Source organism: Solidesulfovibrio carbinoliphilus subsp. oakridgensis (assembly GCF_000177215.2).
Classification (GTDB): Bacteria; Desulfobacterota; Desulfovibrionia; order Desulfovibrionales; family Desulfovibrionaceae; genus Solidesulfovibrio; species Solidesulfovibrio carbinoliphilus.
Genome location: NZ_CM001368.1, coordinates 901,437 through 918,749, shown reverse-complemented (window position 1 = coordinate 918,749; position 17,313 = coordinate 901,437). Strand labels below are relative to the sequence as shown.

Below are 17,313 nucleotides of genomic sequence, written 5' to 3'. Positions count from 1 at the left end.
AAAGAAAAAAAGGATGCCTCCGGCGGCCGGGAGGGGATGATCCCCTCCCGGACCCTCCCCGATGGGGGTTGCCTGGGGGGCGGTTGCCCGGTAGAGGAGACGGCCGATTGGACGTGGAGAATGCTATGGATGGCGGGAGGGCTCTGGAGCCGGATGCGGTCCGGTTGCTTGAGGCTCTGGCCGCGTTGCCGGACGCGCCGTATCCGGATCGGATCATGCCGGGCGAGGTGGCCACGTCGTTGGGGATGCCGCCGGGAAAGGCCTGGCGGCTTTTTCGGGCCCTTTTCACGGCCGGCTATTATGAATATGACATCTCGGCCTACAGCGGCCGGCTGACCGCGGCCGGCCGTCTGGCCGCACAGGATTTGCAGAAGTGAAGCTTTCACAACACTGTCTGAGCACCATTCCGTTGGCCGTGGCCGGCTATGCCGCGGCCGGCGGCAGTTTCGCCGCGGCCGTGGCCGCCGGCCTGTCCAGCGTGCTCATGGATCTGGACCACGTCGGCGACTATGTGCTGTGCAACCGGGGCTGGGGCGGGATGAAGCACTTTTTCGCCAGTTGCGAGGAAGGCCGGCTGGATAGGCTCTACCTGGTGCTCCACTCCTTCGAGTGGGTGATTTTTCTGTGGATCCTCATTGGCACGGGCATTGCCGCGCCCTGGGGGGTGGGCCTGGCCGTCGGCATGGCCGGGCACCTGCTCCTTGACTGGGTCGGCAATCGCCACCTCGTGCAGCCGTCGTTTTACTGGCTGTGGTTCCGGGCCCAGAACCGTTTCGACGGCAACGTTCTCTACCGCGTGCCCCCGGGAACCCTGGCCGCCGAACGGAACAAGTAGCCGCCTACCGCCGAGCCTGTCGCCCGGCCTGGCACTGGGAACGGGCCGGAGCGTACACTTCCAGCCGCAGGTCCGGGGCCAGGGCCAGGCCGAGGCTTTCGGACAGGAACAGGGACGGCGAGGCGTCGAAGACGTCGAGCCCGGCCGTGCGCTCCAGGTGGAACAGTTCGCCCCAGGTCGTGGCGTAGAGCACGTCCAGGCTCACGGTCCGTCGTTCCTCCCGGGGGGCGAGCAGGTTGACGACAAACAGGGCGGCGGTCACGCGTTCCGGCAAAAGCCCCAGCGAAAGCGCCGGGGCAAAGGTCTCCCGGACCGGAAAGACGTTGTGCACGGCTCCAAGGACGCCGGCCACATCGGGCAGGGTCAGGGGCGCCGGCAGGGCGGCGGCCTGCAAATGCAGCCCGGGCCGGTAGAGTTCGTTGGCCGTGAGCCAGCCGGCCAGACGGGGAAGCGAACCCTCCTGGCGCACGGTTTCGCGCTTTCTGGCCTTTCGGTCCGGACCGGCGCTCTCGGCCCGGATGACGAAGCCCTTTTCCCGGGGTGAAATCTCCTCGCAAGCGATTTCCAGGGAGGCGAACAGGTCCCGGCCCGGCCGGATAAACGGCATGCGCATGATTTTTCCGACCCGCCGGCCGAAGCTCGCGGCAATGCGCCGCGACAGCATGGTCTGGTCGCGTTCGGTCAGCCCGCCGCCGCTGGCCAGTTCCTGGCTGCGGGCCTTGAGCCGCTCGTAGGCCCGCAGGAAATAGGCGGTGATGGCATCGCCAAGGGCCACGGCCTGGGCAAAGCCGTCCTCGTCGGCCTGGCTGTCCCGCCGGGGCGGAGGCGGGCAGGCCCCGGCCGCGGGCGGCGCGTAGGGGAAGAAGTGGTCGAGGATGGTTTCCCCGGACCGGGTGGCGTATTCCTCGCACGGATCAAAACCCGTCTTCTGCAAAAAGGCCTGGCGCAGGAGCTCCACGGCGCCGGATTGCTTGCGCTCCTGGTAGTGGCGGCTGACCTCGCGGAATAACAGCGCATAGGGATCGCACCGCCAAAGGCCGCCCTGGTTGGCAAACACGTAGTCCTTGAGCGTGTCGCACAAAAGCTCCGGCTCGCCCGGGTGTTCGGCGTATTTTTCGAGTAGCCCGAACTTGATGATGGACTTGAACGGGCTGGTCAGGGACTTGACGATCATCCACAACGACGCCCCGAAGTACTCGTCGCCGGCGATGGCCGTCACCGGTCCGAAATCCAGGCAGTCGGCGGCCACCTCCGGTTCGGCCCGTCTGATGCCCGAGAGGGCCTTGGCGTACGCTTCCTGCCCGATCCGGGCCGGAACGCACCACCAGGCCGGCTTCCTGCCGGCCACCACCAGCGCCGTGCGGTAAAATTCCTCCTTCAGCAGGCAACCCTGGGCCGAGCCGTAGCCCTCGTCCTCGGAATAGCCGAACACGTTGTCCCGCACGTCCTGGACCGTCATGCAGAAGAAATGGATTTCCAGTCCCGCTTCCGTTTCGGCGAACCGGCTTATGGTTTCAAGTTTGTCCGTAAAGGCCGGCAGATCCGGGTGCGCGGCCTCGCCGTCCTTGAGACAGATCCAGACATCGAGATCCGAATCGGAAGTCTGGGCCACGGTGCCGACGCTGCCGATGGTGTAGACCGCCTCCACGGCCAGGGCGTTTGCCGGGACCTCCGGGAATGCCGCGGCCGGGCAGCCGAAATGGCGCACCAGATGCCGCAGGGTGGGCAGGTCCGGGGCGAATCCGGCGATACGTGCCCCAGGAGCCGGACGCGTGCCCGACCCGTCCCGCACGAGCCCCAGGCCGACCAGCCCCGGCAGCATGTCGAGAAAGGCCGCGCCCGCCTCGCCAAGCCGCCGTCTGGCCCAGGCCAGCCGGCGCTTGTTGTTGGCCAAAAGCGCCAGCCGGCGGCGGCGGATGTCGCGGGAAAAAAGCAGGGCATCGCAGCAGGCGGCCACCAGCCGCAACCCCGGCCCTTCGGCCAGGGCGGCCGGCAGGGGGATGTCCGGGGCGGCCTCGGCCATGGCCAGGGCATCGTCCTTGGCCATGGCCCCGAGAATGTCCGGCTCCTCGGTCGCGCCGGAAAACCGCGAGCCGGCGAAATAGCAGCCCTCGGTCCGAAGGCCCGAGAACCTGGCCCGGGGAAAGGTGGCCATCTCGAAGAGGCAGTCGGAAAAAAGCACGCCCCGGCTGGAGAATCCGTGCAATACGGCCCGCACCAGACTGACCGCCCGGAACCGGCACCGACAGAGGGACAGGCCGGTCAGAACGGCGCTGAAAAAATCGCATTCCGCCACATCGACCGAGGTAAAGGCCACGTCGCTCCCGGTGGCGGATTCGAAGCCGCACAGCCGCAGTTCGCAGTCGGCCAGCCCCACCCCGTCGAGCACGATCCGGGAAAACCGGCAATTGGCGAACCGGCAGCCCTGGAAGGTGACGCGGGTCAGCCGAGACTGCTCGAAATTGACGTCCGAAAACTGGCAGTCCGTAAAGGTGACGTCGGCAAGTGTGGACTGGCTGAGGCCGACGGCTCGGAACACGCATTTCGAAAAGACCGCATCCGTGATGGCCTCGCCGTCAAGCGGCGTCCATAAGATCTGTCGCTTGTGGATTTCCTCCCCGGCGGCCAACTGCCGGCGAAGGGCCTCGGCCTTTTGGTCGCCGCCGCTTCCGGGCGTCGGCACCAGGGATTTGACGCGTTTCCAGAGCCCCTTGGGATCTTCCCTGGGTGCGGCCGGACCGGGCAGGGCCGGGCGGGGCGGGAAGGGGCGCGAGGCGGCCTTGGCCCTGACGGCCAGATCCGCGAGCAGGGACTCGGTGAGCTGAGCCGGGGCCACGCCTGCCCGTGCCACCGCCCGGGCGGCACCGGCCATGGCCTGGGGCTGGGCCGCGGCCAGGACGGCATAGACGGCCCCCAGGGTCTTTTTCCGCAGTTGCGGGGGCAGGCCGCGAAGGGCCTGGCCGAAGGCGGCCAGGGGCAGGCCGGCCAGAAGCGGGGCCAGTTCGGCCGTCCGCCCGGGATCGCCGGCCAGAAGTCCGGCAGCGGCCTCGGCCGCCAGGGACGGATCGCACCGGGCCAGGGCGGTCAGGGCCGCGCCGGCCAGGGACGGTTCCGGTGTCGCCAGAAGGGCCGCCACAGGCCCGGCCGCCACGGCCGGGTCGATGCCCGGCGTCTCGGCCAGGGCCCGGCAGACCATTTCGGCGGAAATTTCGTCCAGGTTGCCGAGCCGCTCCACCAGTCCCTCCACCAGGACCGGCTCCCGCAGCCGTCCGACCACGCGGGCCATGTACCGGGTCTGCTCGGCCGACAGGTCCATCCGGAGTAGCCGGTGCAGCCACATGCCGAGCCGGCCGCGCACGAGCCCGTTTCGCACGGGCAGGGCCGGATACTCGTGGCGGTTGGCCAGGAGGTCCAGAAGGATCAGGAGTTCGTCCGGGGTCCGCTCCACCACGTCGGAAAGGACCCCGAGGCCGAAGGCGGCGGTCTTCGGCCGCGCCGGCCGTTCCCGGCGGAAAAAGGCGTTGACGAAAAGGAGTTTTTCCTCGTCGCCAAGGCCGGAGAGGATGGCGACGGCCTGGTCCTCGGACAGCTTTTCCAGATGGATGACGGCCAGGACCTCGCCTTCCACGCCCAGGCGGAAAAGCAGACCAAAGGCCTGACGGGCAAAGCCTTCGTCTCCGGCTTCGAGCAGGGCGGCCAGCAGAAAGGCCAGCTCCGACGCCTCGCCGGCCGTGGCCGGATCGTCCACGGCGCCACGGTCGATAAAGGCCAGGGCCTGCCTGGCCAGGGGCACGAGCGGAGACAGGTCCGAGCCCGGCGGCTGAGACAGCCCGGTGCGCAGGGTCCGCATGATGGCCCGGGCCGGCGAGCCCGGACGGGTCACGGCCTGCCCCGGCCGATGGCGGGTGCGGCCCTACGGACGGGGCGCGGCGTCGACATAGTAGGAAACCTGCTTGCCCGGGTTCAGGTACTGAAGAACGTCTGGCGGAAGGTCCGTTGTTTTGAGGGCCTTGGCCACGTTCAACTCCGTTTCGATGCACAGGTCGATAATGAGGGCCTCGCGTTTGGGAATGTCCGGGTGGTAGACCTTGACGCTTGGCCGCATAGAATCGCGCAGGTTGGCCGAAACCACCATGCCCTGCATGCCGTTTGACAGCTCGACCAGGGAGCCGGGCGGGTAGACCCCGAGCTTGCGGATGAACATGGTGACGGCCTTGGGGTCAAGCAGGCCCCGGCGCTTGTACAGGGCCTTCATGGCCTCGTGCGGGGTGCGGCTCTCGCTGCCGTCCTTGGTGTTGCAAAACCGGTCGTAGACATTGGCCACGGCCGCGATCCGGCCGCCGAGAGTGATGGCCTCGCCGCTCACGCGCATGGGAAAGCCCGAGCCGTCCATCTGCTCGTGGTGCTGCAGGACCAGAAGCTGGGCGGCCGGCGGAAACCCCGGGACGGCGGCCAGCATCTTGGCTCCGATCTTCGGGTGCTCCATGTAGTATTCCTTGAGCACCTTGTTCATGGTCACCATGTTGCCCTTGGTGAACCGCTGGATCGGGACCCGTCCCTTGCCGATATCGTGGAAAAGCGAACCCATGCCGACCTCCTCGATGTCCTTTTTGCCAAGGCCCATTTCCTTGGCCAGCATCATGGAGAGCACGGCCACGTTCAGGGCGTGGTAATGCTTGGCCTCGTCGCGCATCTTGGCGGTCATGACGTTTATAAGGACGTCGAGGTCGGACAGGAAGGTCTCGGCCATGGGGCCGACCACCTCGCCGGCCGCCTCCAAGACTTCGGCGTTGGGCGAGGAGACCCGCTTTAAGGCCTCCACCACCTGGCTCATGGCCTTTTCATAGCGGCGTTCGCAAGCCGCGAACCGCTCCAGCCGGTCCTTGTTGCGCTCGATGGTCTCCCGCTTGAGGCTCGACAGTTCGGCCGAAACCGGCGTGCGGGCCGTGGACCACGGCCCCTTCTGGCGTTTGCCGGCCAGGCCGTCGATTTCTTCCAGGGAAACGGGCAGGCGGTCGGACTTGTCCGGCACGCAAAGGACGTGGGCCAGGCCAAGGGCCGTCACCTTGGCCACATCGGCATCGGTTTTGAGCAGAAACCCTTTGGCGGGAAAGGGATGGGGCAGGCCCGGCTCGTCAATGCGGATGAAAAGTCCGGGGCACAGTTGTTCCACCAAGATAGGGTATTCGTCTATTTGCATGAGGCATGATCCTGGGACCGTGGATGCCGCCGTTTGGGCCCCACCGGGCGGTATGGCCGATGGGTTTGTCGCCTCGGCATCCCCGGGTATATGCGGCAGGAAAAATTCCTGTCAACTCGCGCCGCCCCGGGCAGGCCGGGCATGGCTTGCCGAAACCTCCTCCCCGGGAGTATCAGGGACGACACCCCCAACCCCTTTGCCATGCCGCAACCCCCGAACCATACCATACCCGTTCCCGGGGCCAAACCCGTCAAGGGGGTCTTTTCCACCGACGCCCAGCAGTTCCTCGGCCAGCGGAGCCTCGGCCGCATCACCCAGCGTCTGTTCGTCTATGCCGAGGAGCAGGGAGACGGCCGGATGGCCCTCTGGCGCCTGAGCCGCAACTTCATTCCGACAGGGACCAGGCGGATCATTCCCAAGGAGCGGCTTCTGGCCGAGTATCTGCCCGAACCCTCCATCTATATCAACAAGGTCGTGCCTGTCATGCGCCGGCTGGAGGACGCCGTGGAAACGGCCGACCGCCATCGGCAACGCCAGGAGCTTTTCTCCGCGGAATTCGAATACCAAAACGTGCTGCGTCTGGACGCGGACCACGTCAAGGCCACGTTCGGACTCGGACTGACGTATCTCGAACGCCAGGAAAAGCAGAACGCGGACATCGTGTTCCAGAAGATCATGCGGATCGAAGCGGCCTTCACCGTGGAGCACAAGCATCTCTTCAACGACTTCGGCATCAAGATGCGAAAACTGGGCATGTACGACGAAGCCATGCAATACTACAGCCGGGCCTATCGCCTGTGCCGCACCGACGAACACTTGCTCTACAACATGGCCAGGACCCTCTATGAAAAAGGGCGCCTGGCCAGTTCCCGCATGATGCTCACCCACGCCCTGCGCCTCAATCCCGCCTTCCCTCAGGGCAAGGCCTTCATGGCCTATCTGGAATCACGCCAACGCGGGGAATCCATGCCCGAACCGCCCCTGGAAGAGGCTTCGGACGCGAACGACGGAATTTGACAAAACCGGCAAATCGGGCAACACCTCGGCAGCACATCCCATCATTCGGGAGTATCGGCGCGATGACGCATCCTGTCCGGCAGTTTCAGGGGGAGGGGCCGTGGGCAATTTCAAGGTCGGCGTAAAGTTGTTCGCCTCGGTGGTTGTCACGTCGCTCATCACCGTCGTTATCGGCATCCTCGGCTATCGGAGCCTGCAGGATACCGGCAAGGCCCTGTCCGAGGTGGCCGGGTCGGCCCTGCCCCGCGTGGCCGGGCTTGGCCTGGTGAAGGAAGGGCTCCTGGCCGCCCAGTCGGCCGAGCGGACCATCCTGGTGCCGGAGCTGGCCAATTCCAAGGAATTCGACCGGCAACGGGAAAACCTGAAGACGGGGCTTGGCCTCGTGGACCAGGGCCGGGCCATGGTGGAGGGGCTTTGGCGCGACGAGGAGGATGTGGCTGCCTGGAAGACGTTCAACGATGCCCTGGCCGAATGGCGGGCCACCAACGCCAAGGTGGTGGAGTTTGTTTCCCAGAACAAGCGCAGCAACGCCCTGACCCTGTCCATCGGCACCTCCATGCTTTCCCTGCGAAAGGCCAGCACGGCCCTTGGCAGCCTGCTCGAACGCAGCCGGATCCAGGCCGATGTCCTGGCCCGGTCGGCCAGGGAGCAGGCGGCTCGGCGGGGGCTGACCCTGGTCGTGGCCGCGGTCTTGTGTCTGGCCGTTTCCATCGCCCTCGGCACCATCATTACACTGTCGATCGTCGGGCCGCTTAAAAAAAGCGTGGCTTTTGCCCGGTCCGTGGCCGGCGGCGACCTCGACGCAATGCTTGCGGTCAAGGGCCGGGACGAGCTCGGGGAGCTGGCCGACGCCCTGCGCCGGATGCTTGATTCGCTCAAGGAAAACATCGCCGCCGCTCTGCGAAAGGGCGAGGAGGCCGCCGCCCAGGCCGAAAAGGCCTGCGCGGCCACGGCCGAGGCCGAGGCCCACCGGCTGGCCGCCGAGATGGCCCGCCACGAGGGCATGCTCCACGCGGCCGAACGGCTGACGGCCGTGGTCGAGGTCGTGACCGAGGCCTCGGCGGAGCTGGCCGAGCGCACGGAGCAGGCCACCCGGGGCGCGGCCGAACAGTCGGCCCGGCTCTCGGAAACCGTGGCCTCCATGGGCGAGATGAGCGCAACCGTCCTCGACGTGGCCCAAAACGCTTCCACGGCTTCGGATACGGCGGCAAAGGCCCGGGAACAGGCGGCCTCGGGCTCGGAAGTGGTGCGCCGGGCCGTGGCCGGCATCAGCGCGGCCAGGGACAAGGCGCTCGTCCTCAGCCAGGACATGGCCGAACTCGGTACCCAGGCCGAAGGCATCGGCCGGGTCCTTGGCGTCATTTCCGACATTGCGGACCAGACCAACCTGCTGGCCTTAAATGCCGCCATCGAGGCCGCCCGGGCCGGCGAGGCCGGGCGGGGCTTCGCCGTGGTGGCCGACGAGGTCCGAAAGCTGGCCGAGAAAACCATGACCGCCACGGCCGAAGTGGGCAAGGCCATCCGCGACGTCCAGGCCGGCACCCACAAGAGTGTCGGCGGCGTGCGCGAGGCCGTCGGCGTCATCGAGTCAGCCACGTCCCTGGCCGACCAGTCCGGCCAGGCCCTGACCGCCATCGTCTCCCTGGTGGAGTCGGCTTCCGACCAGGTCCGCTCCATCGCCGCCGCCTCGGAGGAGCAGTCCGCGGCCAGCGAAGCCATCGAGGCTTCCATCGCCGACGTCAGCCGGGTGTCCGGCGAGACGGCGCAAGCCATGGAGCGCTCGGCCACGGCCGTGGCCGACCTGGCCGAACAGGCGCAGGTCCTTAAAGGATTGATCGAGGAACTCCGCGGCGAATCGGCCCATGCCGCCCAGACGGCCCTGCCGGGCGGGCGGGCCTGAGGCGGGCGGCGCCAGGCTGTTGCACCACACGGCCGAAACCGTATTTCCACAGCGGCCGGTCCGGCGTGCCTGGGCAGACCCCTTTCCCCTGGCGGGTGTCGGGACGGCGCCCGCCAGGTTGCGGCCGGCTGCCCGGCGTTCCTTTCGGGGCTCCGGGCTCACGACCTTGACCCCATATCCCAAAGCGTCTAAACTGCCACGTTTACGTTTCGGTTGTTCAAGTCGCGTTACGGCGTCGCTTTGGGATGGTTCCGAAAAACGTCGAGAGCAACGGGGGAAGGAAGATGGGGCTACGTACTGATTTCATCTGGATGGATGGCACGCTTGTTCCCTGGGACCAGGCCAATGTGCACGTCCTGACCCATGCCCTGCACTACGGGTTTTCCGTGTTCGAGGGCATCCGGGCCTATGAGACCGCTGATGGCAAATCGGCTGTATTTCGCTTGCATGAGCACGTGGACCGGCTGTTCGGTTCGGCCAAGGTCCTTGACATGGTCATTGCCCACACCCGGGACGAAATCGCCAAGGCCTGCGTGGACACGCTGGTGGCCAACAAGATGCCGGCCGGCTACATCCGGCCCATCGCCTTCGTGGGGTCGGGCGAGTCCATGGGCGTCAACCCGGGCAAGAATCCCATCCGCATGGCCATCGCCACTTGGCCGTGGGGCGCCTACCTCGGGGCCGAAGCCCTGGAGAAGGGCATCCGCATCTGCACCTCGAGCTACACCCGCCACCACGTCAACGTCATGATGACCAAGGCCAAGGTGGCCGGCAACTACGTCAACTCCGTCCTGGCCAAGACCGAAGCCCTGGCCGACGGCTACGACGAGGCCCTCATGCTCGACCCCTCCGGGTACGTGGCCGAGGGGACCGGGGAAAACGTCTTCATCGTCAGAAACGGCGTCATAAAGACCCCGCCCCTGACCTCCATCCTGGCCGGCATCACCCGCGACAGCCTGATCATCCTGGCCAGGGAGCTCGGCTATGAAGTGGTGGAGCAGCTTTTCACCCGCGACGAGCTCTATATGGCCGACGAGGCGTTTTTCTCCGGCACCGCCGCCGAACTGACGCCCATCCGCGAAGTGGACCGCCGCGTCATCGGCCAGGGCCATGCCGGCCCCGTGGCCAAGGCCTTGCAGGCCGCCTTCTTCAAGGTGGTCAAGGGCGAGAACCCGGCCTATTCCCGCTGGCTGTACCCCTTCAGCCTGTAATCCTTCCCGGGCGGCCTCGCTTCTCCGCCAGGCCGCCCGGACACGCCCCATGAGCACCACCAGCCTTACCGCCAAATACCGGCCCCAGCGCTTCGCCGACGTGGCCGGCCAGGAGGCCGTCAAGCGGATCCTGTCCCGGGCCGCGGCCGAGGACAAGATCGCGCCGGCCTACCTTTTCAGCGGGACGCGCGGCGTCGGCAAGACGACGCTGGCCCGGGTGCTGGCCAAGGCGCTCAACTGCGAGACCGCGCCGACCGCCGAACCCTGCAACGTCTGCTCCCAATGCCGCCAGATCACGGCCGGGGTCTCTCCGGACGTGATCGAGATCGACGCCGCCACCCACGGCAAGGTCGACGACGCCAGACGCCTCAAGGAGGACGTGGGCTACGCGCCCTTAAACAGCCGCTACAAGGTCTTTATCATCGACGAGGCCCACATGCTGACCATGCAGGCCTTCAATGCGCTGTTAAAGACCCTGGAGGAGCCGCCGGCGCGGGTCACCTTCATCCTGGCCACCACCGAACCGCACAAGTTTCCGGCCACCATCATCAGCCGCTGCCAGCATTTCCTTTTCAAGCGTCTGGCCCAGCCCGAACTCGAAGCCCATTTGGGTGGCCTCCTCGACCGCGAGGCCGTGCCCTTCGAGTCCAAAGCCGTAAGCCTCATCGCCCGCCGGGGGGCGGGGAGCGTGCGCGATTCCATGTCGCTTCTGGCCCAGGTCCTGGCCCTTGGCGGCGCGGCCCTGACCGAGGCCGACGCCCGAAGCGTCCTCGGCCTGGCCGGGCAGGACGTCTTTTTCGGCCTCATCGAGGCCATCCACGCCATGGACGGTCCGGCCGTGGTGGAACTCTTGCGCCAGGTCCTTGACAAGGGCCTGGACATCGGTTTTTTCCTGCGCGAACTGGCCGGCATGTGGCGAAACCTCTTTCTTTTGCGCCAGGCCGGGGAAAAGGGCCTGGCCGTGGTCAACCTGCCGGCCGAGGAAGCCGGGATCTGGCTGGAATGGGCGGGCAGGTTCGACGCGGCCCACATCCACGCCTGCTGGCAGATGACCCTCGAGGGCCAGCGTCGGGTGCTGACGAGCCTGGAGCCGGCCCTGTCCCTGGAGCTCCTGCTTTTGAACATGGCCTATCTGCCGCGCCTCCTTCCCTTGCAGAACCTGGGCTCGTGCACCGTGCCGCCCGGCCGGTCCGGCCCGGCAGGAGCACCCGGGACACCGGGCGCTCCTGGAGGGAGCGGGGGAGGCGGTGGGGCGTCCGGCCCGGCGGGACCGCGTTTTTCCCCGTCCGGCTCCGGACCGGCGCCCCGGCGCGTTGACGGGCCGGCCCCGCGACCGCCCCAAGGGGCCCAAATGCCTTCGCCGGCCGGGGCCGGGCAAGAGCCTTCCCCGTCGGCCGGCCCCGTCTCCGGCGTGGCCGAGCGGCCGACGGCCGCGCCCGCCGGCCCGAAGACCTGGGACGGGTTCAAGCGGTTCGCCGGCAAGGGCGGGGAGATCGCGGGCCTTAAAAAGGCGCGCGGCGTGTTTGCGCCCGAACCGGAGCCCGGGGAAGTGCGGATCGGCTGCGAAAACGCCTTCCACTGCGGCCAGCTCACCCAGCCCGAGAAATTTCGCCAGCTCCAGGCCCTCGTGGCCGAATACTTCGGCCCGGGCGTGGCCGTGCGCGTGGAGGCGGCCGGAAACGCCGACCGGATGACCCCGGACGACCTCAGGCAGTACATCGACACCCGGCCCGAAGTGCGTCAGGCCGTGTCGGCCTTTGACGCCGAAATCATCGAACGAAAGCCCCGCTAGGGCAAATCCCAAGGAAGGACGCCATGAAAGGAATGAATGAATTGGTGCGCCAAGCCCAAATCATGCAAAAGAAAATGGCCAAACTTCAAGAAGAGCTTGAAGTGAAGACGGTCGAGGGATCGGCCGGCGGCGGCATGGTCACGGCGGTTGTTTCCGGGTCCAACGAGCTCAAGTCCATTGTCATCGACAAGACGGTAGTGGACCCGAACGACGTGGAGATGCTCCAGGACCTGATCCTGGCTGCGGTCAATGACGGCCTCAAAAAGGCCAAGGCCATGATGGAGGCCGAGATGGGGCAGGTGACCGGCGGCATCAAGGTGCCCGGCCTGTTCTAGGCGACGGCCTCCAGACCATCAGCCAGGACGAGACCAGCGTTTGCCGGAGTCCTGCCGGCATGGGAGGCCTTTTGCATGGAAGCGGGCCCCTGGCCGGCGGCGCGCGACAGACGGTCCGGAGCGCCTTGCCGCACAGGACCCGCCTGGCATCGGCTCTTCGCGTCACCCTCCTTTGTTGGCTGATCGGCAGGCGGGGTACGCACGGCAGGGGGAATTCGTGGAGACCGTTGGCCTGGGCGGAGGCGGAGCTGTGTGGCTTGCAAAGCAGCCCATCGCCCACCGGGGCATGTACGACCGGAGCGGCGTGCCTGAAAATTCCATCCCGGCCTTTGAGCGGTGCGTCGCGGCCGGGACGCCCATTGAACTGGATGTCCGCCTCACCAGGGACGGGCAGGTGGTCGTTTTCCATGACGCCGGCCTGAAACGGCTCTGCAACGTGGACGCGTTGGTGACGGCCCTGTCTTATCAGGAACTCGCGGCCCTCAAGCTGCTTGGCTCCCGGGAGAAGATTCCGCTTCTGGCCGATGTCCTGGCCAAGGTGGCCGGAAAAGTGCCTCTTCTGGTGGAACTCAAAAGCCAGGGAAGGACCGGAGCCCTGGAGCGGCAAGTGGCCGCCGCCCTGGCCGGCTACCGGGGGGCGTATGCGGTCCAGTCGTTTACCCCCTGGACCGTGGGCTGGTTCCGGCGAAACCGGCCGGGCATGCTGCGCGGACAGTTGACGTGTACGTATGACGACAGAAAAGACATGCATTGCATCAATAAGTATATCCTGAAAAACATGCTCTATAATATTTTGACAAAGCCACTCTTTCTTTCCGTTCACAAAAATATGTTGCACGGCTCTTTTCTCACACGCTTGCGGCAAAGCGGCCTTCCTGTCCTGGTCTGGACCATCACGGATAAACGGGAAGCGGCCTTTTGCCAGCAACTGGGTTTCAATTATATTTTTGATCCCTGTCAGTGTAGCGTTCTCTAGATAATATGTAATTGTTTTTCAGATAAAATCAGTTCGTTCAGTATACAGTTCTCGAAATTTGTACGCAGGAACTTCGAGAACGCGACACGAGAAAAGGCGCCTGCGTGCTTTGACCGAAAACAACGCGATGTACCGTCCGATGGTGGAGCCGCTTTGAAACAGCGGGCGTATCCTTCGTATAGACTTGAACCAGGAAACCATGGCAGCCCAAACTACCCTTCCCGCCCCGCTGGTCGAACTGGTCGAACAGCTCGCCAAACTGCCGGGGCTTGGCCCGAAATCCGCCCTCAAGGTGGCCATGACGCTGCTCGAATGGCCGCGCAGCCGGGCCGATTCCCTGGGCGACGGCATTCTGCGCCTGCGCGAGCGGCTGTGCCTGTGTTCCCGGTGCGCCGGGCTCTCGGAGACTCCCGTCTGCCCGGTCTGCGCCGATCCGACCAGGAGGCCGGAAGAGCTGTGCCTGGTGTCCCAGTGGGATTCGGTCATGCTGCTCGAGGAGACCGCCCAGTTCGGCGGCTATTATCTGGTCCTCGGCGGCCTGCTCGATCCCCTGGAAGGGGTGACGCCCGGACAGTTGCGTCTGGACGCCCTGCGGGCACGGCTGGCCGAGGGCGCGGTCACGGAGTGCATCCTGGCTCTTGGGGCCACGCTTGCCGCCGAGTCCACGGCTTCGCACATCAAGAACCTGCTGGCCCGGGAATTCCCGGGTGTGCGGCTGACCCGGCTGGCCCAGGGCATTCCGCTCGGGGCCGAGGTCAAATACGTGGACAAGGAAACCCTGTCCCAGTCCCTGCGCTTCCGGCAGGACCTGTAGGGCGCAACCGGCGAGGCAATGGCAATCGAACTTTCGGCCGAGGTCCAGACCGTCACCTTCTACAACGAAGGGACGAACTACCTGATCGCCCGGGTCCGGTCCAAGGACGAGCCGGGGCCTTTTTCCATTGTCGGCTGCGTGGGCGCGGTGACCCCCGGCGAAGTGCTGCGCCTGACCGGCTCCTGGGTCACCCATCCCAAATACGGCCGCCAGTTCCAGGTGGAGACGTCCGCCCGCGAAATGCCGGCCACGGTCAACGGCATCCGCCGTTACCTCGCCTCGGGCATGATCAAGGGCGTGGGCGGGGTGCTGGCCACGCGCATGGTCGACGCCTTCGGGGAAAAGGTGCTCGAGATCCTCGACACCGCCCCGGAAAAGCTCCTCACGGTCGAAGGGGTGGGCAAAAAAAAGCTCAAGGAGATCGTGGCTTCCTGGACGGCCCAGCACGAGGTCCGGTCGCTCATGCTCTTTCTCCAGACCCACGAGATCGCAACCACCCACGCCGGCAAGATCTTCAAGCTCTACGGCAATGCCGCCGAGGGGCGCATCCGGAACAATCCCTACGAGCTGGCCTACGAGATTCGGGGCATTGCCTTCAAGACCGCCGACGCCATGGCCCTGCGCCTGGGCTTTGCCCCGGACAGCCCGGAGCGCCTGCAAGCCGCCCTGGTCTATGTTCTTTTCACCATGGGCGACCAGGGCCACCTCTTCGTCCCCCGGGACATCCTTTTTGAAAAAACCGCCGCCATGGTCGGCGAGGTGGCCCCGGAGCGTCTGGACGAGGCCTTGGCCAGCCTTGAGGCATTAAAGCGCGTCAAAGTGGAAGCCCTGCCGGCCCAGAACATCGAATCCGCCGTGTACCTGCGCCACTACTACGCGCTCGAAACCGAGATCGCCCGGCGCATTCACGAGCTGGCCGCCCACCCGGGAGCGGACCTGCGCGGCAAGGTGGAAAAGCTCCTGCCGGCCCTCGAATCCGCGGCCCGGCTCCAGCTTTCTCCGGAGCAGCGGCAGGCGGCCGTGGACGCCTGCGCCAATAAGGTCTTCGTCATCACCGGCGGCCCAGGCACGGGCAAGACCACCATCACCCGCATGGTGGTGTCCGCCCTTGACAAGTTGTCTCTAAAAGTCAAACTTGCCGCGCCGACGGGCAGGGCGGCCAAGCGTCTGGCCGAAGCCACCGGCTGTCCGGCCGCCACCCTGCACCGGCTCTTGCAATCGACGCCCGACGGCGCCTTCGCCGTGTGCGAGGACAACAAGCTCAAGGCCGACGTGCTGCTGGTCGACGAGGTCAGCATGCTCGATGCCAAGCTGTGCGCCCACATGCTTCGCGCCTTGCCGTTCACGGCCCGGCTGATCCTCGTCGGTGACGCGGACCAGTTGCCTGCGGTCGGGGCCGGCAATGTCCTGGGGGACATCCTTGGCAGCGAGGCCGTTGGCAGCGCCCGGCTGACCCATATTTTTCGGCAGGCCCAGCAGAGCATGATTGTGGTCAACGCCCACCGCGTCAACCAGGGCCAGCTCCCCCTGGCCGCGACCAAGCCGCCGCCCGAGGCCGATTTCTTCTGGGTGGAGCAGGATGATCCGGCCACGGTCCGGGACATGATCGCAAGCCTTGTGAGCGACCGCATTCCCCGGACCTACGGCCTCGATCCCCTGCGCGACGTCCAGGTCCTTTCGCCCATGCACAAGGGCGAGGCCGGCACCCAGTCGCTGAATGAAGCCCTGCGGGAGCGGCTCAATCCCAAGGGACCGGAACTGTTGCGGGGCATGGTCCGTTTCCGCCAGGGCGACCGGGTGCTCCAGACCAAAAACGATTACGAAAAAGACGTGTTCAACGGCGACCTGGGCCACATCGTGGAAGTCGACACCGAGGAAGGGGAGGTGCTGGTGTCTTTCGAAGGACGCACCGTCGCCTACGACCGCACCGAACTCGACGAGCTGGCTCCGGCCTATGCCATAAGCATCCACAAATCCCAGGGCAGCGAATATCCGGCCGTGGTCGTCCCGATTCTGACGCAGCATTACGTCATGTTGCGCCGCAACCTCATCTATACCGCCCTGACCCGGGCCAAACGCCTGGCCGTCCTGATCGGCAGCCGGCGGGCCATGCAGCTTGGGCTTCGAAACGCCGGCGGCGACAGCCGCTACACCCACCTCAACTACCGGCTTCGGGAGCTTTTCAATGCAGAATAGACACGGGAAGGGCCTCCTCCCTGTCCGACGCAGGGGCAATCCGCAATGGTCCTAAAAAAAGCCGCCGGCTTCTTTCTCCGGCTGGCCCTTGTGGTCGGCTGTCTGGTCTATGCCTTCTGGGGCATCGATTTCGCCCAATTATGGAGCACGCTTGTCCGCTACGACGACGTGGCCCTGGTCTGGACCACGGCCTTCTCCTTTGTCGGCTACGCGGTCATGGCCTTGCGGCTCAATTTCCTTTCCGGATTCGTCGCCGGCAACTGGCTGTGCTTCAAGGCCTTTCTCATGTCCATGGCCGTCAACAACATCGTGCCGGCCAAGCTCGGCGAGCTGGCCAAGGCCTTTTACCTGCGCCGGGAGTGCCGGTTCTCCCTGTCCCGAAGCATTACCATGGTCTTTTGGGAGCGGTTTTTCGACCTCAACGCCATTCTGGCCATGGGCCTGGTGGTGGCCTTCCACTTCAAGCTGCGCATGGCCTTCGTGCCCTTGGCCGGAGCGGTCGGCGGCATCTGGGTGGCCCTGTGGGTGGTGCGGACCTATCCGGATTTCGTCGGCCGGCTCATTGCCAAGATGCCGTCGAACCGGTTGGCCGAGTTTTTGGCCGAACTCAAGTTGCAGGTCCTGCACGGCGTCACGCCCACCTTTCTGACGCTGCTTGGGCTTTACACCGTCGTTTGTTGGATCTGTTACGCCAGTTCCACCTTCCTGGTCCTCTTGTGGGTGGCCAAGCTGTCCCTCACCTGGGGCCAGGTGGCGGCGGTCTTCGTCATCTCGTCGCTCGGCATGGCCATGCCGTCCTCACCCGGGGCCCTTGGCGTCTTCGAAGCGGCCGTCGTCTTTTCCCTCGGTCTTTTCGGTGTGGACCAGACCCAGGCCCTGGCCGCCGGGCTCATCCTGCATATGGTCCAGTACATCCCGGTGACCGTGGCGGGCCTGCTCATCCTGGCCAAAAGCGGACTCAGCCTGCGCAAGATCCGCGAGAGCGACGAAGCCTTGGACTAGCGGGGTATGGAGCGGGGCGACCACACCGGGCGGCG

The 17,313-nt window shown here is 66.0% G+C and carries 13 protein-coding genes; 11 read left to right on the top strand and 2 right to left on the bottom strand.

The window, feature by feature from the left end:
• Positions 1–125: 125 nt before the first annotated feature.
• On the top strand, positions 126–377 hold the full coding sequence (locus tag DFW101_RS04050) for a helix-turn-helix domain-containing protein (RefSeq protein ID WP_009180250.1): 252 nt from the start codon (positions 126–128) through the stop codon (positions 375–377).
• The gene (locus DFW101_RS04045; RefSeq protein ID WP_009180249.1) at positions 374–835 is read left to right on the top strand and encodes a hypothetical protein; all 462 of its coding nucleotides are present in this window, start codon (positions 374–376) and stop codon (positions 833–835) included. The genes DFW101_RS04050 and DFW101_RS04045 overlap by 4 nt, the downstream gene beginning before the upstream one ends.
• A gap of 4 nt (positions 836–839) precedes the next feature.
• On the opposite strand, the gene DFW101_RS04040 is transcribed toward DFW101_RS04045, so the two are convergent.
• Both DFW101_RS04040 and DFW101_RS04035 read right to left on the bottom strand, forming a co-directional pair.
• On the bottom strand, positions 840–4,718 hold the full coding sequence (locus DFW101_RS04040; protein WP_009180248.1) for a class I adenylate cyclase: 3,879 nt from the start codon (positions 4,716–4,718) through the stop codon (positions 840–842).
• 30 nt (positions 4,719–4,748) lie between these two features.
• Positions 4,749–6,035, bottom strand: coding sequence for an HD-GYP domain-containing protein (locus DFW101_RS04035; RefSeq protein WP_009180247.1), 1,287 nt, complete (start codon positions 6,033–6,035; stop codon positions 4,749–4,751).
• A gap of 141 nt (positions 6,036–6,176) precedes the next feature.
• Here DFW101_RS04035 and DFW101_RS04030 point away from each other — a divergent pair, with 141 nt between their 5' ends.
• From DFW101_RS04030 to DFW101_RS03990, 9 genes are all read left to right on the top strand, one after another.
• Entirely contained in the window at positions 6,177–7,052 is an 876-nt protein-coding gene (locus DFW101_RS04030; protein WP_009180246.1) for a tetratricopeptide repeat protein, read from the top strand.
• A gap of 100 nt (positions 7,053–7,152) precedes the next feature.
• Positions 7,153–8,952, top strand: a complete 1,800-nt coding sequence (locus DFW101_RS04025; protein ID WP_009180245.1) for a methyl-accepting chemotaxis protein — start codon at positions 7,153–7,155, stop codon at positions 8,950–8,952.
• Between the two features lie 284 nt (positions 8,953–9,236).
• Positions 9,237–10,163, top strand: a complete 927-nt coding sequence (locus DFW101_RS04020) for a branched-chain amino acid transaminase (RefSeq protein WP_009180244.1) — start codon at positions 9,237–9,239, stop codon at positions 10,161–10,163.
• Between the two features lie 49 nt (positions 10,164–10,212).
• Positions 10,213–11,955 (top strand): DNA polymerase III subunit gamma/tau, encoded by a 1,743-nt coding sequence (gene dnaX, locus DFW101_RS04015; RefSeq protein WP_009180243.1) that lies wholly within the window; start codon positions 10,213–10,215, stop codon positions 11,953–11,955.
• 23 nt (positions 11,956–11,978) lie between these two features.
• Positions 11,979–12,290, top strand: a complete 312-nt coding sequence (locus DFW101_RS04010; protein WP_009180242.1) for a YbaB/EbfC family nucleoid-associated protein — start codon at positions 11,979–11,981, stop codon at positions 12,288–12,290.
• A gap of 250 nt (positions 12,291–12,540) precedes the next feature.
• The gene (locus tag DFW101_RS04005) at positions 12,541–13,266 is read left to right on the top strand and encodes a glycerophosphodiester phosphodiesterase (protein WP_009180241.1); all 726 of its coding nucleotides are present in this window, start codon (positions 12,541–12,543) and stop codon (positions 13,264–13,266) included.
• 199 nt (positions 13,267–13,465) lie between these two features.
• Positions 13,466–14,080 carry a recombination mediator RecR gene (recR, locus tag DFW101_RS04000; protein WP_009180240.1) on the top strand — a complete coding sequence of 205 codons (615 nt, stop codon included), beginning with the start codon at positions 13,466–13,468 and terminating at the stop codon, positions 14,078–14,080.
• Positions 14,081–14,098: 18 nt separating this feature from the next.
• On the top strand, positions 14,099–16,276 hold the full coding sequence (recD2, locus tag DFW101_RS03995; RefSeq protein ID WP_009180239.1) for an SF1B family DNA helicase RecD2: 2,178 nt from the start codon (positions 14,099–14,101) through the stop codon (positions 16,274–16,276).
• A gap of 45 nt (positions 16,277–16,321) precedes the next feature.
• The gene (locus tag DFW101_RS03990) at positions 16,322–17,278 is read left to right on the top strand and encodes a lysylphosphatidylglycerol synthase transmembrane domain-containing protein (RefSeq protein WP_009180238.1); all 957 of its coding nucleotides are present in this window, start codon (positions 16,322–16,324) and stop codon (positions 17,276–17,278) included.
• Positions 17,279–17,313: the final 35 nt, after the last annotated feature.